The organism is Thalassospira sp. A40-3, assembly GCF_015871485.1.
GTDB lineage: Bacteria > Pseudomonadota > Alphaproteobacteria > Rhodospirillales > Thalassospiraceae > Thalassospira > Thalassospira tepidiphila.
Window position 1 is genome coordinate 182,501 of the sequence record NZ_CP065428.1, and the last position, 24,607, is coordinate 207,107.

15 protein-coding genes, 3 tRNA genes and 2 rRNA genes (1 of these 20 only partly in view) are annotated in these 24,607 nt (G+C 55.1%); 12 read left to right on the forward strand and 8 right to left on the reverse strand.

The annotated features are described in order from the left end of the window. The 6 genes from IT893_RS00810 to IT893_RS00835 all read left to right on the forward strand — a co-directional run. A tRNA-Ile gene (locus tag IT893_RS00810) sits at window positions 1-31 on the forward strand (it extends 46 nt beyond the left edge of the window). 55 nt (window positions 32-86) lie between these two features. Beyond that, window positions 87-162 (forward strand) — tRNA-Ala (locus tag IT893_RS00815). Window positions 163-544: 382 nt separating this feature from the next. Beyond that, window positions 545-3,290: ribosomal RNA gene (locus IT893_RS00820) — 23S ribosomal RNA — on the forward strand. 137 nt (window positions 3,291-3,427) lie between these two features. Beyond that, a 5S ribosomal RNA gene (gene rrf, locus IT893_RS00825) occupies window positions 3,428-3,542 on the forward strand. A gap of 107 nt (window positions 3,543-3,649) precedes the next feature. Beyond that, window positions 3,650-3,726 (forward strand) — tRNA-Met (locus tag IT893_RS00830). Window positions 3,727-4,109: 383 nt separating this feature from the next. Continuing rightward, window positions 4,110-5,087: an MBL fold metallo-hydrolase gene (locus IT893_RS00835; RefSeq protein WP_197146529.1), complete on the forward strand. Its 978-nt coding sequence runs from the start codon at window positions 4,110-4,112 to the stop codon at window positions 5,085-5,087. Between the two features lie 75 nt (window positions 5,088-5,162). Here IT893_RS00835 and IT893_RS00840 read toward each other — a convergent pair whose 3' ends face one another. The 4 genes from IT893_RS00840 to IT893_RS00855 form a co-directional block, all read right to left on the reverse strand. After that, window positions 5,163-7,724, reverse strand: coding sequence for an FAD-dependent oxidoreductase (locus tag IT893_RS00840; RefSeq protein ID WP_197146530.1), 2,562 nt, complete (start codon window positions 7,722-7,724; stop codon window positions 5,163-5,165). Window positions 7,725-7,818: 94 nt separating this feature from the next. After that, on the reverse strand, window positions 7,819-8,676 hold the full coding sequence (gene purU / locus IT893_RS00845) for a formyltetrahydrofolate deformylase (protein WP_008889668.1): 858 nt from the start codon (window positions 8,674-8,676) through the stop codon (window positions 7,819-7,821). A gap of 35 nt (window positions 8,677-8,711) precedes the next feature. After that, window positions 8,712-9,647 carry an electron transfer flavoprotein subunit alpha/FixB family protein gene (locus IT893_RS00850; protein ID WP_197146531.1) on the reverse strand — a complete coding sequence of 312 codons (936 nt, stop codon included), beginning with the start codon at window positions 9,645-9,647 and terminating at the stop codon, window positions 8,712-8,714. 20 nt (window positions 9,648-9,667) lie between these two features. After that, window positions 9,668-10,417: an electron transfer flavoprotein subunit beta/FixA family protein gene (locus tag IT893_RS00855; protein ID WP_197147624.1), complete on the reverse strand. Its 750-nt coding sequence runs from the start codon at window positions 10,415-10,417 to the stop codon at window positions 9,668-9,670. 417 nt (window positions 10,418-10,834) lie between these two features. Here IT893_RS00855 and IT893_RS00860 point away from each other — a divergent pair, with 417 nt between their 5' ends. Then, a complete protein-coding gene (locus tag IT893_RS00860) occupies window positions 10,835-11,884 on the forward strand; it encodes a GlxA family transcriptional regulator (protein WP_063089291.1) in 1,050 nt (349 codons plus the stop codon). 73 nt (window positions 11,885-11,957) lie between these two features. On the opposite strand, the gene IT893_RS00865 is transcribed toward IT893_RS00860, so the two are convergent. Both IT893_RS00865 and IT893_RS00870 read right to left on the reverse strand, forming a co-directional pair. Beyond that, window positions 11,958-13,091: a hybrid-cluster NAD(P)-dependent oxidoreductase gene (locus IT893_RS00865; protein ID WP_197146532.1), complete on the reverse strand. Its 1,134-nt coding sequence runs from the start codon at window positions 13,089-13,091 to the stop codon at window positions 11,958-11,960. Continuing rightward, complete coding sequence (locus IT893_RS00870; protein ID WP_197146533.1) at window positions 13,088-14,359, reverse strand: SRPBCC family protein; 1,272 nt, start codon at window positions 14,357-14,359, stop codon at window positions 13,088-13,090. Before IT893_RS00870 ends, IT893_RS00865 begins: the two co-directional genes overlap by 4 nt. 658 nt (window positions 14,360-15,017) lie before the next feature. Between IT893_RS00870 and IT893_RS00875 the strand changes: the two genes are divergently transcribed. Further along, complete coding sequence (locus tag IT893_RS00875; RefSeq protein WP_197146534.1) at window positions 15,018-15,950, forward strand: L-lactate dehydrogenase; 933 nt, start codon at window positions 15,018-15,020, stop codon at window positions 15,948-15,950. A gap of 9 nt (window positions 15,951-15,959) precedes the next feature. Here the strand turns inward: IT893_RS00875 and IT893_RS00880 are convergent, their stop codons facing one another. Further along, a complete protein-coding gene (locus IT893_RS00880) occupies window positions 15,960-16,997 on the reverse strand; it encodes a GlxA family transcriptional regulator (protein WP_197146535.1) in 1,038 nt (345 codons plus the stop codon). 13 nt (window positions 16,998-17,010) lie between these two features. Here IT893_RS00880 and IT893_RS00885 point away from each other — a divergent pair, with 13 nt between their 5' ends. The 4 genes from IT893_RS00885 to IT893_RS00900 all read left to right on the forward strand — a co-directional run bounded on the left by IT893_RS00885 (window position 17,011) and on the right by IT893_RS00900 (window position 22,519). Next, window positions 17,011-17,958 carry a 3-keto-5-aminohexanoate cleavage protein gene (locus tag IT893_RS00885; RefSeq protein ID WP_252724030.1) on the forward strand — a complete coding sequence of 316 codons (948 nt, stop codon included), beginning with the start codon at window positions 17,011-17,013 and terminating at the stop codon, window positions 17,956-17,958. Further along, window positions 17,958-19,409: a carnitine 3-dehydrogenase gene (locus IT893_RS00890; protein ID WP_197146536.1), complete on the forward strand. Its 1,452-nt coding sequence runs from the start codon at window positions 17,958-17,960 to the stop codon at window positions 19,407-19,409. Before IT893_RS00885 ends, IT893_RS00890 begins: the two co-directional genes overlap by 1 nt. A gap of 127 nt (window positions 19,410-19,536) precedes the next feature. Then, the gene (locus IT893_RS00895; RefSeq protein WP_157097750.1) at window positions 19,537-20,481 is read left to right on the forward strand and encodes an alpha/beta hydrolase; all 945 of its coding nucleotides are present in this window, start codon (window positions 19,537-19,539) and stop codon (window positions 20,479-20,481) included. 214 nt (window positions 20,482-20,695) lie between these two features. Further along, the gene (locus IT893_RS00900) at window positions 20,696-22,519 is read left to right on the forward strand and encodes an autotransporter outer membrane beta-barrel domain-containing protein (RefSeq protein WP_197146537.1); all 1,824 of its coding nucleotides are present in this window, start codon (window positions 20,696-20,698) and stop codon (window positions 22,517-22,519) included. An 81-nt stretch (window positions 22,520-22,600) separates the two neighbouring features. Here the strand turns inward: IT893_RS00900 and IT893_RS00905 are convergent, their stop codons facing one another. Beyond that, window positions 22,601-24,607 (reverse strand): CocE/NonD family hydrolase, encoded by a 2,007-nt coding sequence (locus IT893_RS00905; RefSeq protein WP_197146538.1) that lies wholly within the window; start codon window positions 24,605-24,607, stop codon window positions 22,601-22,603.

Here is a 24,607-nt window from a genome sequence, read left to right on the forward strand (position 1 = left end):
GTCAGAAGTTCAACTCTTCTCAGGCCCACCACTTACAGTGTGTGTCGAAGTACCAACGACTGACTTACAGAGATCCTTCAGAGACTGGGGGTGTAGCTCAGTTGGGAGAGCGCCTGCTTTGCAAGCAGGAGGTCATCGGTTCGATCCCGTTCACCTCCACCAATTCTTTGGTGAAGCGCGCCGCAAAGCGGCTGCGAGAACAGTTGGACGATGAACGTTATCGAATAGTCGACGGTGCCACATGGCAGAGCAGTTGTTTTAGACACTGCGCGCCGGGTTGGCCCTCTTAAATGAGAACGTTGGCGGCGCGCTCTGAATGCCGGATGGCATTCAGTGAGCAAAAAGGGGTTTGGAAGATACGAGATATCTGGCTCGAGAGAGTTAGATGACGAGATGTTTGACATTGTGAATAGGGAATATGAAGAGAACGGATCTTTCCGTTGTGATTTTTTTCGCAACGAAAGAACGTGATCGCGAACTAGTTGTGATGTGGTTTTGCAGGTTTTACCCCTGCGCAAGCCGCAGAACAGTTAGCTGAGGGATCTCTCAAGCATAATAAGGGCATCTGGTGGATGCCTTGGCGTCAAGAGGCGATGAAAGACGTGGCACTCTGCGATAAGCTACGGTGAGCCGAGAGCAGGCTTTGACCCGTAGATTTCTGAATGGGGAAACCCCACCCAATAGGGTGATCCTGTCGTGAATACATAGCGGCAGGAGGCGAACCCGGTGAACTGAAACATCTCAGTAACCGGAGGAAAGGACATCAACCGAGACTTCGCTAGTAGCGGCGAGCGAACGCGAACCAGGCCAGTGGCTTATGCATAAGAACCGGAACGATCTGGAAAGGTCGGCCATAGTGGGTGATAGCCCCGTACGGGTAGAAATTGCATAAGTCCTCGAGTAGGGCGGGACACGTGAAATCCTGTCTGAACATGGGGGGACCACCCTCCAAGCCTAAGTACTCCTTGACGACCGATAGTGTACCAGTACCGTGAGGGAAAGGTGAAAAGCACCCCGATAAGGGGAGTGAAATAGTTCCTGAAACCGGATGCCTACAAGCAGTTGGAGCCTCTTTATGGGGTGACAGCGTACCTCTTGCATAATGGGTCAGCGAGTTAGTCTTACAAGCAAGCTTAAGCCGATAGGTGTAGGCGCAGCGAAAGCGAGTCTTAATAGGGCGATTGAGTTTGTGGGATTAGACCCGAAACCAGGTGATCTAGCCATGAGCAGGTTGAAGGTGATGTAACAGTCACTGGAGGACCGAACCCACGTCTGTTGAAAAAGACGGGGATGACTTGTGGTTAGGGGTGAAAGGCCAATCAAACCTGGAGATAGCTGGTTCTCCGCGAAATCTATTTAGGTAGAGCGTCAGACGAATACCATCGGGGGTAGAGCACTGAATGGGCTAGGGGGCCTTACCGGCTTACCAAACCTAATCAAACTCCGAATACCGATGAGTACTATCTGGCAGACAGACTACGGGTGCTAAGGTCCGTGGTCGAGAGGGAAACAGCCCAGACCGCCAGTTAAGGTCCCAAAGTTGTGGCTAAGTGGGAAAGGATGTAGGACGGCCAAGACAACCAGGACGTTGGCTTAGAAGCAGCCATCGTTTAAAGAAAGCGTAACAGCTCACTGGTCTAAATAAGCTGTCCCGCGCCGAAGATGTACCGGGGCTCAAGCCACACACCGAAACTGCGGACTTGTTCTTTGAACAAGTGGTAGCGGAGCGTTCCGTAAGCCTGTGAAGGTGTGCCGTAAGGCATGCTGGAGGTATCGGAAGCGAGAATGCTGACATGAGTAGCGATAAAGGGAGTGAGAACCTCCCTCGCCGAAAGCCCAAGGGTTCCTGCGCAAGGCCAATCCGCGCAGGGTGAGTCGGCCCCTAAGACGAGGCAGAAATGCGTAGTCGATGGGAAACAGGTTAATATTCCTGTACCCGTGAGAAGTGACGGCCTCTGGAAGTAGTTTTTCCTTATTGGATTGGAGAAGCTGCCAAGGAGGTCCAGGAAATAACTCTCACATATGGACCGTACCCCAAACCGACACAGGTGGGCAGGTTGAATATACCAAGGCGCTTGAGAGAATGGTGTTGAAGGAACTCGGCAAATTGCCCCCGTAACTTCGGGAGAAGGGGGCCCACCGTGAAGGCAACTTTACGGTGGGGGCACAGACTAGGGGGTGGCGACTGTTTACTAAAAACACAGGGCTCTGCGAAGTCGCAAGACGACGTATAGGGTCTGACGCCTGCCCGGTGCCGGAAGGTTAAGAGGAGATGTGCAAGCATTGAATTGAAGCCCCGGTAAACGGCGGCCGTAACTATAACGGTCCTAAGGTAGCGAAATTCCTTGTCGGGTAAGTTCCGACCTGCACGAATGGCGTAACGACTTCCCCACTGTCTCCAACACCAACTCAGCGAAATTGAATTCTCCGTGAAGATGCGGAGTACCCGCGGTCAGACGGAAAGACCCCGTGCACCTTTACTACAGCTTTGCAGTGGTATCAGGATGTGAATGTGCAGAATAGGTGGGAGGCTTTGAAGCCATGGCGCCAGCCATGGTGGAGCCACCTTTGAGATACCACCCTTTTGCTTCCTGATATCTAACCGAGGTCCGTTATCCGGATCCGGGACCCTGCATGGCGGGTAGTTTGACTGGGGCGGTCGCCTCCCAAAGAGTAACGGAGGCGCGCGATGGTAGGCTCAGGCTGGTCGGACATCAGCTTAAGAGTGCAATGGCAAAAGCCTGCCTGACTGCGAGACTGACAAGTCGAGCAGAGACGAAAGTCGGTCATAGTGATCCGGTGGTCCCGCGTGGAAGGGCCATCGCTCAACGGATAAAAGGTACGCCGGGATAACAGGCTGATACTCCCCAAGAGTCCACATCGACGGGAGTGTTTGGCACCTCGATGTCGGCTCATCACATCCTGGGGCTGGAGCAGGTCCCAAGGGTTTGGCTGTTCGCCAATTAAAGTGGTACGTGAGCTGGGTTTAGAACGTCGTGAGACAGTTCGGTCCCTATCTGCCGTGGGCGTAGGATACTTGAGAAGAGCTGTCCCTAGTACGAGAGGACCGGGATGGACGCACCTCTGGTGTACCGGTTGTTCCGCCAGGAGCATCGCCGGGTAGCTAAGTGCGGAAGGGATAACCGCTGAAAGCATCTAAGCGGGAAGCCCCCTTCAAGACTAGGTATCCCTATCAGATCCCTGGAAGACCACCAGGTTGATAGGCTGGGTGTGGAAGCGTGGCAACACGTGAAGCTAACCAGTACTAATTGATCGATCGGCTTGATTGATCCCTCTTGCTACTGATCTGCATATGACTTGCGCAGCGGTAAAACCAGCAAGACCAATACGTCACAACAATAAATAGTTCGCAACTCAACATCACGATCTTACAAAGATCTCCGATCTCTTCGCTGTGTTTGGACGGCCCGGTGGCCATAGCGGCCGGGAACCACCTGATCCCATCCCGAACTCAGAAGTGAAACCAGCCTGCGCCGATGGTACTTTGTCTTAAGGCACGGGAGAGTAGGTCACCGCCGGGCCTTCCAAATACAGCAACTCATATTCCCTATAAACACACCCAAACATCCAACGCCGCATCATCCCAGACGCGGCGTTATCTGTTTAAACAACAGAATACACCCACTGACGCGGGGTGGAGCAGCCCGGTAGCTCGTCAGGCTCATAACCTGAAGGTCGCAGGTTCAAATCCTGCCCCCGCAACCAACATTAATAAAGCTCGCCCTTGTGGCGGGCTTTTTTAATGTTCGATTATCGGGTGCATATGGATTGGAACATCGCAAACAGGCCTATGCCTGTTTGCAGGTTCTTTGCGTAGGCCATAGGCCGGAGCTGAGCGAGCAAAGCGAGCGCTAATCCTGCCCCCGCAACCAATAAAAAAACCCTGCCCCCTTCGGCGGCAGGGTTTTTTATTGCCCGGAGAGTCAGTCTTGGGCCGCCACCGTCTTCCGCTGAACAATGCCAGGTTGCAAGGCGAATTATGTTAGGATCGTGTCGGTCGGGTGCAGGGCGCAAATCCGATGCCCTATTTGCACGTATTAAAGTCAGCGGATCAAAACTCAATGTGATGAAACAGTGGAGGACAGATCATGAAGACGCGTGGAAAATGGGGTGGATTTGCTGCGGGGTTGATTACCGCAGCATTGGTCATCGGTGCATCGGCGAAGGCCCAGACTGTTAAAGTGACCCCGCTTGGCGCGGTTGATGGCGAGTTCTGCCCGCTTGACCGGGCGATGATTTTCGAAGATCCGGATGGTACCCGTATTCTTTACGACACCGGTCGAACGGTGGCCGGGCCATACGACGCGCGATTGGGCGAGATTGATGCGGTATTGCTTAGCCATATGCATGGGGACCACCTTGGTGACCGTCATATCGAGGCGGTGAATGCAACGGAATGCGGCAAGCCATCCTTCCCGGTTGATGTCCGGTCCGTGTCGAACACGGTTCAGATTGCACATGCCAAGGATGCGCTGATCGTAACCGGTAGCGAAATGCCCGGTATTCTGGGACGTAAACTTGAAAGTATCGGGGGTGATCCGGACAAGTCCGTTCTGGTGCGTTTCGGGGCTTCGCGTATGGTCGGTGGTGTGAGCATCACCACGGTTCCGGCGGTGCACAGCAACGGTGTGTCTGGAGACTTCCTGGGTGGGCCGTTGGGCGAGATGCTTAAATCTTCCGGGGTGACGGCGTATGCGGGGCCGCCGACCGGTTATGTCCTGACGTTCTCGAACGGGTTGTCCGTCTATCTGTCAGGTGATACCGGCATCACGGCCGAACAGGATGCTGTGGTGCGCGGTCATTACGGTGCGAAGCTGGTGGTGATGAATATCGGTGATACCTACACCACCGGCCCGACAGAAGCCGCCTATGTGATCAATAACCTGATCATGCCGGCATCGGTTATTCCATCGCACGCCAATGAATGGGCAACGGATGGCGGTAATGTGCGTTCCGGCACCCGGACAGAGGCCTTTATCAACGCAGTGAGTGTTCCAGCCCATGTTCCGTTGAGTGGCAAGACCATGGAATTCGACAGCGCCGGGGTCTGTTCAGCCGGTTGTTAAGCCTTGATCGGTTCGAATATGAAAAAAGGGCGGGAATTTCCCCGCCCTTTTCTGTTCGTATGGCGCGTACGCGATTTAGCTGCGCGGCTTAAGGTTTTCCGGATCGTAGATCGGTTTGTAGCCGATGCCGTAAACTTCGACCGGATAGATCTCGTCCATATAAGACACGTTGAGTCTGCGACCTTCTTGGCAATAGTCCCATGGCAGGTAGGCAAGGGCGATGTTTTTGCCGATGCTTGGACCAAAGGCGATCGAGGTGGTGAAGGAACGACGGCCCAATTCATCAATCAGGGTTTTGCCAGTTTCCGGATCCATTACCGGCAGACGCCCGACCGGATAACGGGCAACACCACTGGCATCAACGTTATCGGTCATGATCAGCGTGCAGAGCATGGCCGGTTGATGATCGCGTTCGCGATATTCGACATGCTTTGCCTTGCCGCGGAAGTCGGCTTCCTTGACCTTGGGGCGGGCAAGGTCGGCTTCAAGCAGGTTGTACTGGGTGTGCAGGTCTGCGTTCTGCAGGCGCAGTGACTTTTCCAGACGGCGTGAGTTGGCATAGGTTTCAACACCGACGGCCAGAACGCCAATGCCGCGCAACGCATCCCAGACAGCCAGGCCGTCTTCATAACGCATGTGAAGTTCCCAGCCCTGTTCGCCGACGTAGGAAATGCGGAAGGCCGAGACGGTCTTGCCGGCAATCTTGATCTGACGGATGGCGGCAAACGGGAAGTTTTCCACATTGAGCGCCTCGGGGTCTTCGACAACCTTTTTAAGGTTTTCACGCGCGTTCGGACCCCAGATGCCGATGGTGGTGAAATCTTCGGTCACATCGGTGATCGTGACATCCCAACCCTTATCCTGGGCGGTGCGGCGCATATAGGTCAGGTCACGCGGGCCAGCATCGGCACCATTGACGAGACGGCAGCGGTCTTCCATGCGGAAAACGGTGAAGTCGGCACGCACCATGCCTTCGTCATCAAGCATGTGGGTATAGATACCCTTGCCGATATTGGCATCCCCACCGATCTTCGCAGCACAAAGCCATTCCATCAGTTCGACGTGATCGGGGCCGGAAATGTCGGTCATGTGGAAATGCGACAGGTTGATGATGCCGCAATCGTCGCTCATGGCCAGTTGTTCTGCGTTCGATACGCGCCAGAAGTGGCGGTTGTCCCATTCATGTTCACGGACCGGCACGCGATCGGCGTATTTTTCAAGCAGGTGCTCGTTGGCGGCATAGCCATGTGCACGTTCCCAGCCGCCCAGTTCCATGAAGTAACCGCCAAGTTCGACTTCGCGCTCGTAGAACGGCGAACGACGAATACCACGGGCATTGGCGAACGGCTCGCGCGGGTGGACCGGCGGGTTGTAGATCTTTTTTGCCGTTTCATAGCAACGGTCGTGGATATACTGTTCATTCAGCTGGAACTTGTTAAAGCGCGAGAAATCGACCGAGGCGTGGTCGATGTGCGTGCGGCCATGGGTCATCCAGTCGGCAATCAGTTTGCCCATGCCCGGTCCGTCTTTAATCCAGATGCCAACCGCATACCAAAGGCCACGCAGGTTCTGGCTTTCACCCATCGATGGGCCGCCGTCGGCCGAGGACTGCAACAGGCCGTTGAACGAGTGGCTTTCGTTAAAGCCAAGCTCGGTCAGGATCGGGGTCAGTTCCATGGCGCGTTCAAGCGGTTCCATGACGTCTTCAAGCTCAAGGTCGCGCTGCGACGGGGACAGACGTGCCTGATCCTTTTCAAGGATGTCGCGCGGATGGACCAGACGCGGGTTTTCCTCATAGTAGTAACCCCATTCGATCTGGCCACCCTCAGTGCTTTTGGGGTCGCCGGTGTCGCGCATATAGGCCGAGTTGCCCTGGTCACGCAGCAACGGATAACCGATTTCAACACCGGTGCCTTCGAACTGGTTGTACGGCCCGAAGAAGGTCAGCGGATGATCAACCGGCATGACGGGAAGGTCTTCGCCGGCCATTTCCGCGATCAGACGGCCCCAGAGACCCGCACAGACAACAACATAATCGGCATGGATCGTGCCGCGTTCGGTGACGACACCCTTGATGCGGCCATCTTCGGTGATCAGTTCAAGCGCCGAGGTGTTGGAGAAGATCTTGAGCTTGCCAGATGCAACGCCCTGATCGATCAGTTTGCCAGCAACGGTTTGGGAGCGCGGAATAACAAGACCGGCATCCGGGTCCCACATCGCACCCATGATCTGGTCTTCTTCGAGAAGCGGGAATTTTTCCTTGGCCTCAGCGGCCGAAATGATTTTGACGTTGGTGCCAAATGCCTTGCCGGAGTCAACGCGGCGTTTGAGTTCGCCCATGCGTTCGTGATCACCAACACGTGCGACTTCCAGACCACCGATGCGCGCGTAATGGCCCATCTTTTCATAGAAATCCATGGAATACATGGTGGTCCAGGTGGTCAGCTGATCATGGCTGGTGGCATAGCAGAAGTCGGATGCGTGTGCCGTCGAGCCGATATCTGTCGGAATGCCCGATTTGTCGATGCCGACAATATCATCCCAGCCATTTTCGATCAGGTGATGCGCCACCGAGGAACCAACAATACCCCCGAGACCGACGATGACGACTTTGGCCTTGCTTGGAAATGCGCTCATTTCTCTCAATCCTTCTTTCCGAGATGTTTGTCAGTGCTCGGCATGGCGAAAACGCGTCAGGGACCGGTCAAAGCCGGCCCCTTTGCGAAGTTTACTACAAAGTGAAGACAACCGTTCGGTGATCGTTAAGCATCACCCTGCCTTCAAGATGGTATTTGACGGCGCGGGCGAGAACCCGGGATTCGATATCGCGGCCAGCCGCGACGAAATCGTCTGCGGACATGGCGTGGTTCACACGTTCGGTTTCCTGTTCAATGATCGGGCCTTCATCAAGATCCGGCGTGACATAGTGTGCGGTCGCCCCGATCAGTTTCACCCCGCGCTCGTAAGCCTGATGATAGGGCTTTGCCCCCTTGAAGCTTGGCAGGAACGAGTGGTGAATGTTGATGATCATGCCATAGAACTGGCTGGAAAGCTCGTTGGTCAGGACCTGCATGTAGCGCGCAAGGACCACCAGTTCAGACTTGGTTTCCTTGATCAGGTCAGCAAGCTTGGCTTCCTGTTCAGCCTTGTTTTCCTTGTTCACCGGCCAGTGGTAGAAGGGAATGCCTTCCTGATCGGCGACCTTGCGGGCATCTTCGTGGTTCGAAACGATAGCCGCAACTTCGGCGTCGAGCCAGCCGACCTTGATTTGGTAAAGAAGGTGCAGCATCGCATGGTCAAATTTCGAAACCATGATGATGATTCTCGGACGGCGTGCAACTTCATCAATCTTGAGCTTCAGGTTAAAACGATCCACCGCCGGGTTCAGCGACAGGGCAACAGATTCCTTGTCGATATCTGCCGGTGTGATGATCGCAACACGCAGGAAGAACTTGTTGGTGTGGCGGTCCCAGAACTGGTTGGACTCGGCGATATTCGCACCGCGCGTGGCCAGAGCAGAGGTAACGGTCGCAACGATGCCCGGCTGATCATCACAGGCAACACGAAGGATATAAGAGGTATCATTCACTGGTTTGGTTCCGTCTTGATGTCTCGTGTTGAATGTTAAAGCTGGTTTTCCAGCTGCGGCAGGATTTCAAACAGATCACCGACAATGCCGTAATCTGCGACCTGGAAGATCGGCGCTTCTTCATCGGTATTAATGGCAACGATGATCTTGGAATCTTTCATACCCGCCAAATGCTGGATCGCACCGGAAATACCACATGCGATATATAGGTCGGGTGCAACGACTTTACCCGTCTGACCAACCTGAAGGTCATTAGGGGCATAGCCCGCATCGACAGCCGCACGCGATGCACCAACAGCAGCACCAAGTTTGTCGGCCAGTGGCGTGATGACGGATTTGAACTTGTCTTCCGAACCAAGGGCACGGCCACCGGAAACAATAATCTTGGCAGAACCCAGTTCCGGCCGATCATTTTCCGACAGAATGTTTTCAAGGAAGGAAGATTTGCCGCTATTTGCACTTCCGGCATCAACCGGCTTGATTTCGGCGGTGCTTTCGCCGGCCTCGGCCGCGCCAAAGCTTGAGGTGCGGATGGTGAGCACTTTCTTGGCGCCTGTGCTTTGCACCACTTCGATGGCGTTGCCGGCATAGATCGGGCGTTTGAAAGTATCGGCGTCGACAACTTCCATGACCTCGGACACCTGCATGACATCAAGCAGGGCAGCAACGCGCGGCAGGATGTTTTTGCCGTTCGCCGTAGCCGCGGCAACGATGGTGTCATAGTCACCCGCAAGCGAGACGATCAGGTCAGCAGCATTTTCGGCAAGATGGTTTGCCAGTGCGTCGCTATCGGCAACCAGAACACTGCGAATACCAGAAAGCTTGGATGCCTGTTCGGCAACGGCACCAACGCTAGCACCCGCGACGAGAATATCAATGTCGCCGCCGATCTGGGTTGCAGCACTCAGGGCCTTTGCGGTCTGTTCGGACAAGGTGGCGTTATCGTGTTCGGCAAAAAGAAGAATAGCCATGATTTCAATCTCCGCCTGGGTCAGATGACGCCAGCTTCATTCTTGAGTTTGTCGGTGAGTTCGGCAACATCGGCAACCTTGATGCCCGCCTTGCGCGTTGCCGGTTCTTCAACCCGGATCAGGCGCAGACGCGGGGCAACGGTAACGCCAAAGTCAGCGGCGGTTTTGCTATCAAGCGGCTTTTTCTTTGCCTTCATGATATTGGGAAGCGACGCATAGCGCGGCTCGTTGAGGCGAAGGTCGGCGGTGACAATTGCCGGCAGGCTGACGCTGATGGCCTGAAGACCGCCATCCACCTCGCGGGTTACCTTGGCGTGATCAGCTGAGAGTTCCAGCTTGGAGGCGAAAGTTGCCTGTGACCAGCCAAGCAGGGCCGAAAGCATCTGCCCGGTCTGGTTGGCATCGTCGTCAATCGCCTGTTTGCCCAGAATGACAAGGCCGGGTTCCTCGGCGTTCACAACACCTTTGAGGATTTTTGCGACGTCAAGCGGCTCAACCGGACCATCAACCGTGACCAGGATCGCGCGATCAGCACCCATGGCAAGGGCGGTGCGCAGGGTTTCCTGTGCCTGTGCCGGACCAATCGAAACGGCGACGATTTCGTCAGCCTGACCGGATTCCTTAAGGCGAATGGCTTCTTCAACCGCGATCTCGTCGAAGGGGTTCATCGACATTTTGACATTGGCAAGGTCGACACCGGAACCGTCCGCCTTGACGCGGATTTTCACGTTGTAGTCGACGACCCGTTTGACCGGTACGAGAACCTTCATCATTTCCCTCTCTGACGAAATCCGGATCAAACAAGTTTTTGGTCCGGGGTGGGTGCCTATTGCAGCAACCCGATTTAAGTTTCAAAGACTGGAAGCGTTACGCGATGCGACACTACCGGAGGCGATATTGAGCGTGGTGCAATTCTGGATGCCGAGTTTCCGGGGTCGGGGCAATTTTGACAGGTTTCTGGCGATCGTTTCGGGGCGCGAATGTACTGTTTGCCGATTTTGGCATCCTGATCGCAATCCGATTGTTGATTCTGCCGTGACCCTGTGTTTCTCTTGCTTAGCCGACATACCCTTCGGTATCATGAAAAGTAATCTGGCGACTTTTTGCGCCAAAAAATAGAATGTTTGCGTCAAAGTGAGATTACCGCTACGACAAAGCCGGTAACCTTGTCTGTATCGGAGGAACCGATGCTCAAGAAGCCTGAAGCACGTGCCCAGACTGCACCGCGTTTAACCGTCGGTTTTATCCTCGCAAAACGCTTTACGTTGTGCGCCTTTGCCAACTTTGTCGATGTTTTGCGCCTTGCAGCAGACGAAGGTGATCGCAGTCGTCCGATCCTGTGTAAATGGACGGTTTTGTCGGACACGATGGACCCGATCACATCAAGTAGCGGGATCGCGGTGCAGCCCAAGGAACGCTTGGGCGATCCACGGCGGTTCAATTATATCGTGGTTGTTGGCGGGCTGATGGATGACGCCGAAAAGCTGAGCCCCGCCTATCAGAAATTCCTGCATGAGGCGGCCGAAGCCGGGGTGCCGCTTGTCGGTGTTTGCACCGGGGTCTTTATGCTGCATGAGGCCGGGCTTCTTGACGGGTATCGTTGCTGTGTAAGTTGGTTCCATCATTCCGAAGTGGTCGAGCAGTTCGAAGGGCTTGATCCGGTTACCGAGCAGATTTTTGTGGTCGACCGTGACCGGTTGACTTGTTCTGGCGGGGTTAGCTCAGCACATCTGGCGGCCTATCTGGTCGATAAGCATGTCGGGCGAGCACAGGCGAACAAAAGCCTGCATATCATGATCATTGATGATGCGCTTCAGGCGGAAAAGCCACAGCCGGGCATTCCACTGGATTTGAAAACGCAGGATCAGATCGTGCAGCGCGCACTTTTGATCATGCAGCAAAATATCGATATGCCGATTTCCGTGCAGGAAATTGCGCGTCGCATGGGCAACAGCAAACGCCAGATCGAACGGCATTTCAGGATGGCTTTGGATACATCGCCCCAGGTGGCGTTCCTTAATATCCGGCTTGATCTGGCCCAGCACCTGATCGAAAAAAGCGACAAGTCTGTCGCCCAGATAGCAGTTGATTGCGGCTTTTGTGATTCTTCGCACCTTAGCCGGATGTTCCGCCGTCGTTATGGTTGTACACCACAGGCCCTGCGTCGCCCGATCCCGGATTCACTGGCCACAAGTGCGATGGTCGAAGACGCACCGCAGCTTGAGGCCGGCGCATAAGAAACGAAAACGCCCTGCTTACTGTGATGGCAAGCAGGGCGTTTGAATTGGTGCGATTAAGATCGCAGAGATATCACATCTCGACCTCGACATCGGAAAGCGGGGTCGAGCAGCAAATCAGGATCTTGCCCTGATCAATTTCGCGCTGACGGATACCGCCACCATGGTTCATGTCGACTTCACCGGAAACCAGTTTGGATTTGCAGGTGCCGCAAATGCCACGCTGACAGGATGACATCGGCATCAGGCCGGCTTCCTTGGCGGCCGACAGAATGGTCATACCCGGGCTGCATTCAACCACGTGGCCGGTCTTGCTGAAGCTGACGCGGAAGGTTTGCTCGCTGATTTCTGGTGCGACGGAGGCGTGTTCTTCGAACGTGCCCGCAGTTTCGGCGCCGAAATCAAAGCTTTCCTCGTAGTACTTGCCCATGTCGAAGCCAGCTTCTTCGAGCATGTGACGCACACCCTCCATGAAGCGGGCAGGGCCGCAGCAAAATACCTTGCGATCCTTGAAGTCGGGCGACATCAGCGACAGCATGGGCAGGCTCAGGCGGCCGGTATACCCGGTCCACTGATGGCTGGCAGACGCGCTGTCGCACGTCAGTGCCACCTTCAGGGTCGGGTTCTGTGCAGCCAGCAGGGCAAGCTCGTCACGGAAAATCAGATCAGACGGCGTACGTGCCGCATGAACGAAATGAAGGTCGGTCGGTTCGGACAGGTCACAGGCGGTACGTGTCATCGACATCATCGGTGTGATGCCGCTGCCAGCCGAAATGAACAACAGCTTTTCTTCGCCCGTGGCATCAGTAGTGAATTCGCCGCCCGGACCGGAAACGTTGATTTCCTTGCCCGGAAGCATGTTGTCATGCAGCCAGTTCGACCCCGGGCCACCCGGAACCCGTTTGACCGTAATTTCAAGACGGTATGGACGCGCTGCCGAAGCCGAGATCGTGTAACAACGGGTAATCATGCCATCGACCGGCAGTTCGAACGTCATGAACTGGCCGGGGTAGAAACGAAACGCGCGCGGTTCACGTGCGGAAAAGACAAAGGTCTTTACGTCGTGCGTTTCCTGACGCACCTGACGGCAAACAAGGACGTCGTCATTTTCCGGGTCCCAAAGCGGGACCCGGGTAACTTCGGTCAGAATTTCTTCGACCGGGGCCTGATCGCCCTTGTTGCTGTCGGTGGTATTCTTGTCGGTCATTCTGCGGCAATCCCGGCTTTGGTCGTTGCGAAGTGATCTTCCAGACGCTTGATATACCAGTCACAGAATGCTTCGACATGCGGTTCGGTAAACTTGGAATAGGGGCCCGGTTCGTATGCAGGTTGTTCGCTGCCAATCTGGGCAAGACGCACAAGGTCTGCATCCTGCTGGTTGGTCATGTTCCACACATGGGTGAGGTTATCAAGCGTGTAATCCTCGTTCTCATGCGCGTCCTTGTGAACCAGCCAGGTGGTCCGGACCAGCGTTTTGTTCGGTGCCAGCGGCAGGACAGAGAAGGTCACGACATGATCAGCCATGAAGTGGTGCCATGAGTTCGGATGTGTCCAGAAGCTGAGCCCGCCAAGTTTGGCATCGGTGAAATTGCCAAGCAGTTTCTTGGAGGCCGATTTTGTATCAAGGGTGTGTGATTCCCCTTCACGCATCAGCGGCAGGCGCATGGTGCGGAAACCAGTCACGCTCGACAATTGATCCTGTTCGGCAGACGGCAGACCGCATGCTTCCCAGCGGGCATGATCATTGGCGATGGTCTGGGTATATTTCGCAACGTCTTCGGAGCGGCGCTGATCAAGTTCATCAGGTGAGAAACCGAAACCGAATTCTGACAGCGGCACGGTCAACTGCGGATGGTTGCCTTCGCAGTGATAGCACTCGCGGTTGTTTTCCATGGTCAGCTTCCAGTTTCCTTCCTCGATCAGTTCGGAAACGTGGGCCACCTTGCAATTGGCAATGTCATGCGGTGCAAGATAGGGTTCCATGACCTTGGCCATTTCCTCGATATCGGCAGGCGCATCCTTGGCAAGACAGATAAAGATCAGGCCTGCAATGGAACGCACATGAACCGATTTGAGACCATGACAGGATTTGTCAAAGCCCGATCCCATGTGCTCAGCAAGGATAAGGTCGCCATCCTCGTTGTAGGTCCAGCCATGATAACGGCAGACGATATTGCCAATTGTGGTTTGGCGTTCGTCGATCAGTTTCGCACCGCGGTGACGGCAAACGTTATGGAAGGCACGAATGCCCATATCATCGCCACGCAGGATCAGGATCGAGGCCCCGCCGATCTCAACCGTGATGCAATCGCCCGGCTCGGGCAGTTCCGGCTCTACGCCAACAAAGATCCAGTGCTGGCCAAAGATCGCTTCCATATCCAGATCCAGAATGTCCTGATCGCTGTAGAACGGCGCTTCAAGGCTTTTGAATGTCTGGCGGCGGGCGACGAGTTTTTGAATGTCAGAAGAATGCATGGTCGGATACCTCGGCTTCTCTCAATGGTATCTGGATGGAATCCTGTGCATGGCTAGCCGTTTGCATCAGGGCGTAAGCATATCACCGATCACATTCGTCGGTGTACAGACAATTGAAACCGGTTGTTTCCGGCCTCGGGCTTATTTCCTGGACGTCTTCAGTGGCTATCTGCGCGCGAGAAAGTTGGTATAGCCGAGGTAACTGACAGTTTTGCATCCGCACAAAATGTGATGGTGCTGAACGCAGGAAACCGTTTGCCGCAAAACCATGGTGGTTGGCACGATTGGTATTCGCACCCAAAAGCGAATACGAACATGGTTTCACGTACAATGTACGTGCCGGTTTGCGGGCCGTCAGTTGCACCCAAAGTCTCCCTCTACTCCGCCGGCAGGTAACCTGCTCTTTGGCACGCCCACGGTAAAGAGTGAGCGATCAGAAAATCTATTTCTAAATGAGGTCGCTAAGGGAGAAAGCATAAGTCAATTGGGCAGTAGTTTTGCGACGCAGTTATCTTTGTCGGGCACACGATACCGGCTAGGTGGCCTTTGTCTGGAGAAATTTCAATGTGCAACAGCAGTTTTCCTCGCTTTTTTTGACGTCAATCGACCGCAATGGCATCATCATGACAACAGACCGTGAAAATTGGGGATTCGGGTGATGAAAGTCGGCATTGTCGGGGCCGGAATGGTCGGAAGTTCGGCGGGCTATGCGCTTGCCGTCATGGGACTCGCAAGTTCGGTGGTTCTGGTTGATCAGAACCACGATCTGGCCGTCGCCCAAGCCGAAGACATTGCGCACGCAGTGCCCTTTCTATCCTCAACAATTGTCGAGGCGGCTGATTATGTCGGTCTTGCCGGGGCATCGGTGATCATCCTTGCCGCCGGGGTCAGTCAGAAACCCGGTGAAAGCAGGCTGGCTTTGCTGGAACGAAACGCCGCCGTTTTCAAGGACGTGGTCGGCAATGTTCTTGCTGTGGCGCCTGACGCAATTCTCCTGATTGCGTCGAACCCGGTTGATATCATGACCCAAATTACGCAACGGATTTCCGGGCTGCCTGCCAACCGCGTGATCGGTTCGGGGACGATCCTTGATACTGCCCGTTTCCGCAGTCTTTTGGGGCGGCATCTGGGCATTTCGCCGCAATCGGTTCATGCCTATGTCCTTGGCGAACATGGCGACAGCGAAGTTCTGGCCTGGTCGAACGCCAAGGTGGGATCGCTTTCACTGGCCGATATTGCTGCCCAAGTTGGTTCTCCGATTACAGAGCATGTGCGTGCCACCATTGATGATGGCGTGCGCAACGCGGCCTATAAAATCATCAAGGGCAAAGGGGCGACCTATTACGGGATCGGGGCCGGATTGGCGCGGATCATCAAGGCGATTGCACAGGATCAGCATGACGTTCTGACCGTATCGTGTGTGACACACGAAATTGTCGGGGTCAAGGATGTTGCCCTGTCCATTCCCCGCGTGGTCGGGGCGCAAGGGATTGAGACCGATCTGATGCCTGAGCTTGTCAGTGCAGAGCGTGACGGCCTTGAAAAAAGTGCACAGCTTTTGAAGGACAGTGTTGAGTCAATCCGGCTGTAACATGGTCTGTTATGTGCCTACGGCGGCAGCAGGTCGACGTTTGCTGCGCATCGCGCGTAATGTCGTGCCAAAGGCCTGCGCATAGGCCCGGCTGAGTGCCGCGTGGCTTTTGAACCCGGTTTGAAGCGCGATGTCGGCAAGCTTCATGTCGGTGGATCGTGCCAGATCACGGGCCCGGCCAAGACGCAGCATTTGATAATACTTCCCCGGTGCCATCTGCAAATTGTCCTGAAAGGCGCGATCCAGACTGCGCAGGGAACACCCGGCGTGGGTCGCAATGGATTTAAGCGCAACCGGCGTTTCGATATGGGCGATCATTTCGGCAACCGCACGCCGGACATGATCCGCGCCCGGACCGTGCAATCGGTCTGCGCCGCGTGCTGATATATTGGGGTCGCCGTGCCTCTGATGGCGGGCGTCATAGACAAACAGATTGCTGACATCAAAGGCAACCGCTGGCCCATATTGCCGCGCAAGGATGTGCAGCATCATTTCCATGACGGTTGAAGCACCCCCGGATGTGATCATCTTGCCGTCTTCGACAAAGCGATCAGTCAATACGGTGACATCGGGGAACTGTTCACGGAACTGATCAAGTTCCTGCCAATGGATGGTTGCCGATTTTCCCGCCAACATGTTGCACGATGCCAGCAACCAGGCGGCGGTATCGACACCAATCACCGTGCGCGCATGTTGCGCAGCATTTTGCAGGCGGGCACGGGTGCGCGACGACAAATGATGCCGCATGTCATAACCCGAAATCACCACAAGATAATCGATATGTGTCGGGTCAGGGATGGCATTGAGGGCTGCCTTCGGCGTGATGACAAGATCACTGGAACTGGTCGCCGGTGATCCATCGATCGTGCAGATATCCCAGCTGATTTGTAGCCCGTTTGGAAGACCTGCGGCCGCGCGTAACGGTTCCAGCGCACTGGCCAGAACCAGATTGGAAAAACCGTCAAACAGGACAAAGACAAATCGGTGATGCGGGTGTGGCATGATCAGAAAAGTAAATGACGGAATATGTAAAATCAATATCGGCAATCGAGATATCCTGATGGCAGAGAATGATTGCAAAAACAGTGAGGCCATCATGCCGCTTTCGATGAACAAGGAAGTCTTCATTACCGCCGCCGTGACCGGTTCAGGCGGCACGCAGGACAAATCCCCGCATGTGCCAAGATCCCCCGAACAGATCGCCAATAGCGCAATTGACGCGGCCAAGGCCGGGGCGGCCGTGGTGCATTGCCATGTGCGTGATCCCGAAACCGGGGCATCGTCACGTGATTTGAAATATTACCGCGAACTGACCGAACGGGTGCGGGCAGCCGATGTCGATGTTGTTCTGAACCTGACCGCTGGCATGGGTGGCGATATCGTCTTTGGCTCGACCGAGGCACCGCTTCCGGTCAATGAAGGCGCGACCGATATGATCGGCGCGTCCGAGCGGATGGCGCATATTGCTGATTGCCTGCCCGAGATTTGCACCCTTGATTGCGGCACCATGAACTTTGCCGAGGCCGATTATGTCATGACCAACACGCCGGGCATGCTGCGCGCCATGGGACAGATGATGACCGACCTTGGCGTCAAGCCCGAGATCGAGGCGTTTGATACCGGCCATCTGTGGTTTGCCAAACAACTGGTGTCCGAAGGCATTCTTGAAAGCCCGGCGCTGGTGCAGCTTTGCATGGGCATTCCGTGGGGTGCGCCAAATGACCTTAATACCTTTATGGCGATGGTGAATAATGTACCGTCCGACTGGAATTGGTCGGCCTTTTCCATCGGGCGCGATCAGATGCCCTATGTTGCGGCATCGGTTCTGGCCGGGGGCAATGTTCGGGTAGGTCTGGAAGACAATATCTACCTGTCGAAAGGGGTGCTTGCCACCAATGCCCAGCTGGTTGAACGCGCGGTTGGTATTGTTGAGGGCATGGGTGCCACCGTGATTGGCCCGGATGCGGTCCGCAAGAAGCTTGGCCTGACCAAGCGGGAGCCACGCTAATGTCCACGAGCTCAAACAAAAAGGCCGCCATCATTGGCGGTGGTGTCATTGGTGGCGGCTGGGTCGCGCGGTTTTTGCTAAATGGCTGGGATGTGGCGGTTTTCGATCCGGATCCGCAGGCCGAACGCAAGATCAACGAAGTTCTGGCAAACGCACGCCGAAGCTTGCCCGCACTTTATGATCGCTCCTTGCCAGACGAGGGCAAACTGACCTTCCATGACGATATGGCAAAGGCCGTGTCTGGGGCGGAATGGATTCAGGAAAGCGTGCCGGAGCAACTTGCGCTTAAGCACAAGATCCTTGCACAAATTCAGGCCCATGCCCCGTCGGATTGCCTGATCGGGTCATCGACGTCGGGCTTTAAGCCAAGCGAGTTGCAGCAAGGATCAATCAAACCCGAACAGATCGTTGTCGCGCATCCATTCAACCCGGTTTATTTGCTGCCCTTGATCGAAGTCGTGCCGTCTGCCGCGACCGACGCTGCGACGCTTGAAGCCGGCTGTGACGTGTTGCGCTCTGTCGGGCTGAAGCCACTTGTCGTGCGCAAGGAAATTGATGCGCATATTGCCGACCGTTTGCTTGAGGCTGTCTGGCGCGAAGGGCTGTGGCTTGTTCATGACGAGGTCGCGACGACCGAGGAAATTGATGACGCCATCCGGTATGGCTTTGGCCTTCGCTGGGCCCAGATGGGCTTGTTTGAAACCTATCGCATTGCGGGGGGCGAGGCCGGGATGGAACATTTCATCGGGCAGTTTGGACCGGCCCTTAAATGGCCGTGGACGAAACTGATGGATGTGCCGGAACTGACCCCGGAATTGACCGCGCGTATTGCGCAGCAATCAGATGATCAGTCCGGTCATATGAGCATCCGTGACCTTGAACGCCTGCGCGATGACAACCTTGTTGGCATGATGCGTGCGCTTAAGAAATCGGGCAGTGGTGCCGGCGGCACGATCAATGATCACGAAGCGTCGCTTCCCGAACCGATGCCGATCAACGATCTTCCGGTAACCGGTGATCGCCAGATCCCGCAAAGCTGGACGGATTATAACGGGCATATGAACGAAGCCCATTATGTTGAGGTCAGTTCACAGGCAAGCGACCGCTTCATGGAATTGGTCGGGGCGGATGCAAATTATATTGCCAGTGGGGGCAGCTATTTCACGGTTGAAACCCATGTCTGCTACCTGCACGAAATCAGTGCAGGCGACCATATCCGTGTGACCACCCAACTGATCAAGGGCGAAGGCAAGAAACTTCATCTTTTCCATCGCCTGCTCAATGATGAGGGTGCGGTTGCGGCAACGATTGAGACCATGTTGTTGCATGTGGACCTTAAAACCCGTCGCACATCCGAGCCTGGTGGCGTGGTGGCAACCAATTTGGCAGAAATGGCAAAACGTCATGCAAGCCTGCCCAAGCCAGATCAGCTTGGTCGTGCAATCGGTTAGTCTAAACGTACGATCCGTTTTGCGTGGAACCAGTTCACAATAACGCTGTGTGATGCCCCTGCAGTCTTTAACTGCGGGGGCATCCGCGTTAGGTTGATCTATCACGTCTTTGACCAAGGATCCGTTGATGGCCAATTCCGATCAGGTTTCCCCCGAAGTGACCTATGACCCGATGCCAGAGGAAGAAGGCATTCGTGCCTTTATCGCCAAATGCGACGGGTTCTATCCGCCCGACGCGGTGGCGGCATCAATCGAACAGCAACGCAGCTGGTACGATGCGCTCTGTGCTGAATTTGCCTTTCCGCATCCCGAAGGCATGCAGGTCGAAGATGACGTGATTGCCGATGTACCGGTGCGCCATTACCGCCCGGCCGATTGCACATCAAACCACAAGATCGTCTATATGCATGGCGGTGGCTTTGTAGTTGGTTCGCGCGACAGCCACGATGCGATTTGTGCGGAAATATCCGAGGCGGCAAAAGCCGAACTGATCGCAATTGATTACCGTCTTGCGCCGGAACATATCTGGCCCGCCCAGCACGAAGATTGCCATCGGGTGACCCAAAGCATCCTGGCATCGGGCAAGAAGATTGTGCTGGTGGGCGACAGTGCGGGTGGCATGCTGGCCGCCGGGATCGCGGTTCGGGCCCGTGAAGAAGGCTTTGGTAACCGCGTCTTGGGGCAGGCATTGATCTATCCGGCCCTTGGCGGTGACTTGAACTGGCCAAGCTATGGCCAGATGGCCAATGCGCCGGGCTTAAGCACCGATGACGTGATTTACTATCGTGATGTGCTGAAGGCACCGATGGATGATCCGTTTGCCCATGCGCTTTCTGTTGATGATCTGCGTGGGCTTCCACCAACCTTTATCACGGCGGCCTATTTTGATCCGCTGCGCGATGATGGGCGCGAATATACCGCCCGCCTTGCCCGTGCGGGCATTTCCGTTCAATACCGTGAAGAGCCGCAAATGATCCATGGCTGGCTGCGGGCCAGGCATATGAGCCCGGGGGCGAAAGCAGCATTCGGGCATCTGTGCAAAGCCATTTCGGACATGCTGGAAACCCCCTAACAGGCCGATTACACCATCTTGGGCCGAAGATGCATACCCGATCAAAAAGAAGCGATACAGGGCGGACAGTTTGCGCGTGCGGGAACCGCGCGTCGTTCGTTATGACCGATAAGATGTTGATCCCAATAAAACTTTGAGTTTATAAGATTCTTATGCAACTCAGTTTTGTCTGCGATTAAGCAGTTTGGGTGCGTAATGGTTCGGGGGGACCTGCATGATCAAATTTGCGAAACTGCAATCATCGCTGCTTTTGGCGATGACCGTCTTTTGCAGCGTTATGATCGGTGATTGGCGTGACGGATTTGCGGCAACGACGACAATCACCTGTTCGGTGGCGGGGTTTAATCCCTCTCAGCCGAACACTCTGCAATACGATCACAGTGCGGGCACCTGCACCCTGACAGCAAATACGATTTCACCCAGCAGCGCCCAATTCGATATCGTCTTCTTCAATCAGATCGGCGGTCCAGAACAGTTCCGAATCGGTACAGGTGCAGCGCATAGTGATACGGCGCATAAAGGCTGTTCCATGGGGAGCTTTACCGCCGCAGCAGGTGCCAACTGCTCTAGCAACCGGTCAGCAGACGGCACCGAAACGGCGACGGTTTTAATTGACGGTGAAAACGGGTCGACGATCCGAATGACCCTCTCCTATACCCTCGCCGGCGGCTTTGGAAACAATTTCACCTACAATAGCGGATCGGTCACAATCACGACTACTGACGCGGCGTCCTCGGAGAGCTCGGCCGCGGCCCGGCGCGCGGTTCAGGGTTCAGTGACGCGGTCTCAATCCGTGATCATCGGACAGAATTTTGGGTCGCGCGTGGCAAATGTGGCAGCTGGCCCATCCGTTGGAACGGTGCCAGCCAATGCCCCGTCGACACAGCAATTCGGCTTTGCTTCTTCGAGCTTGTTCGATGATCCGATGGAAAAGAAAACGCGCACTAACGGAACAACCGTACGCGGACTGGCGATGCTTGCATCCTTTGATACGTCGCGCGTTCTGTCTGCAGCAGAAACATCGGATACACCGACGGATGGAATTGGACAACGCACTTTCATATCAGGCGAAAGTCCGATTACGCTTTGGGGTCACGGGTCCTTTACCGATGTCGAGAACACACGCAACAAAACAAACGAAGACAATCGGTTCGATGGCAGCGTCTGGGGATATAATCTTGGTGCAGACTACCGGTTGTCGCCCGCACTCGTAGCTGGTCTGTCTGTTGGCTATGCCCAGACAGATATTACGACGACCTTTGAAACCGGCACGTATGACGAGGATACCTGGAGCCTTTCCCCCTATGTCATCTACACGCCATCCGATAATCTAATCTTCTCTGCCATCGCGGGCTATGCGTTTGGCGATGTGACCAAGAGCCGCAATACAAGCGTGACAGGCAATACTGACAGCCAGAGCTGGTATATGCAGGTCGATGTCCGCCAAACTTTCCAGCCGATCGCAGATAGCCCGCTCCGCGTGACAGGTGGGCTTGGTGCGTTGACGTCGCGAAATACGCTTGCTGCCTACACCGAAAGTGACGGCAACCGGGTCGAGGAATCCGCAGTTAATACCGTTCAGTTAAAGCCGAATGCCGAGCTGGCTTATTCTTTCCAGATAAGCGAGACATCTCTGACCCCATATGTGAAAGCGGGCTATATTCACGATTTTACCGACCAGACCAACGGCGATGCTGGGGCCTTTGACCTTGGCGGTGGTGTGCGGTTTGCCTCGGTCGGGACAGGTCTGTCGGGGGCAGTCGAGGGCTCCCGCGTGGTCGGGCGTGATGACTACAGCGAATATACGCTGAGCGGTTTGGTTGCTTATGGCATTTCGTTTAGCGGTCGGGACGGAAGCTTTGCCGGAACGGCGTCGCCTTATGTCGGTACCAGCCTGTCTGATAGCGGGACACCTGAAATATCCGCTGGCGCAACGCTGACCGACCTTGATGAAAGATTTTCCAGCAAACTGGATTTCTCCGGCGATCCGGCCACACGCAGCGCTGATATTCTGATCACGCTTGATCTGAAGTTCTGAGTTTTGCGCGATGCTGTTCGCACCATGATCGACCAATTATAAGAAAAGGGCCGGATAACCGGCCCTTTTTCGTGCAGATGGTTACATGAAGTTTCGGGGAATGGTCTTTTCCCAAGTCTTTTCAAAAACCTGTTCACTGCCCTCATAGCCAATCACCCAGGCCGACAGATACCAATTGTCGCGGTCACATGTCAGTTCCGCGTGGCAATCAGTTCGCACCGACCAGTCATCACGTTCCAGATCACAGGTCCAGGCCGCTTCACCCTTAACCGAAGTCGGATCAAGCGGATTGATCGTCCAGGTTTCGCTGCGCACTTGTCGGGTCGACAGGCGCGAATCAGGATGTTCATGAAGACCGGTATCTTCATAGATGCGATAGCGGGTTTCGTTATGCGTCAGATTGCGTTGAACACTCCGTTCTGTCCGGCCCGGTTTGTGTTCGATATATTTCGGCAGCGGATCGGGATTGTCCGGTTCCTTGACCTCAATCTTCTCGTGCGCGCCGAGCAACGGCAGATCAAAAGCAATAGAAGATGGTGATACAGTCAGTCCCGCGTCAAAGGGTGCTGGCAGGATCATCGGCCAATAGGATGTCGACAGTGCAAGCCGCATGCGGTGACCCAGCTTGAAACGATAGCCGCAGGCATCAAGCACAAGCGTGACGGTGACTTTCTGACCGCGCGGCATCGGTTTGGGATCGTTATAATTGGCTTCAAGATCACGATGGGCAAGGTTCAGAACCCCGAACGATACGCGGGTTGCCGTACCATCAGGATGCACATCGACCAGACGTGCGCACAGGTTCGACCAGTCTGCATCGCATTCGACATCAAGACGCAAAACCGGACGGCCCAGAAGGTCAATCTCGGCCTCTAGCGGTGCGGTTTCAAAGACCAGTGATCCGGCGTCATCCGGACGCTGATCAATGGCCATTTCGGCATCGGGTTTCAGCGTGAAATATTCGCCCGATGCGGTTCCGGTATCGAGTGGTGATTTCAAATAGATGTCTGCAGCAGGGGCACTTTCGTCACCTGCCTCGAAGGCGAGCCTGCCGTCATTGACATAGACGGTCTTGGTTTCGGGCTGCGTCCATGTGTCCTTGGCGATCCAGAAGCCCGGATCAAAATCGCGGTGCGGGGCCGGTTTGGGGCCATCAAGGATATAGGCGCGCATCTGCGGCAGCTCGTCGATGCCGTTATCATCACCCCGCAGCCACTTGTTCCACCATTTGATGGCTTCGCCCGTGAAGTCGGCACGCGGCTTTGGCCAGGCGAAATGCGGGTATTTATGTACCCACGGGCCGATCAGGGCCTTCGCGCGATCGGGCATGCCTTCAATCGCGCGCATTGGCGTGTTGCGATAGCCATCAGCCCATCCGGCCAGAACCATCGACGGGATTTTGACGGCATCAAAATCCTCGCAGATCGAGGCATGCTTCCAGAATTCATCGCGGGTCTGGTGTTGAAGCCATTCTTCCAAAAAGAACGGTTCTTCCTTCAGGCGGTGCAGCCACATTGCCCGCCAGTCATCACCCACCAATGCCGGGTCAGGTGAGCGTGACTGATAGGCGAGCATTGTGCCGGCCCATGACAGTTGTGCACCCAAATGACAGCCATTTTTGTAATGAATATCGTCGTTATAGCGGTCGACCGTTGATGCGATGGAAATCACCGCCTTGAGCGCAGGCGGATTAAGAGCAGCAACCTGCAGGCAGTTAAATCCGCCCCAGGAAATCCCCATCATACCGACCGATCCGTTACACCACGGCTGATCTGCAATCCATGCAATCAGCTCACACGCATTGGCCAGTTCAAGTTCGGTATATTCTCCGTCAATCACACCGTCTGATTCACCCGATCCGCGAATATCAATCCGCACGCCGGCAATGCCGGCCTTGGCAAATTCGGGATAGGTCGACTCATCACGTGCACAGGTCCCATCGCCCTTGCGATAGGGCAGAAATTCAAACACCGCCGGAACCGGGTCGTTTTCAGCATTTTCGGGCATCCACATGCGGGCAGCCAATCGGGTGCCGTCTGCGATGGTGATAAAGGTGTTTTCAATAACGGTGAAATTTCGGTCGGACAT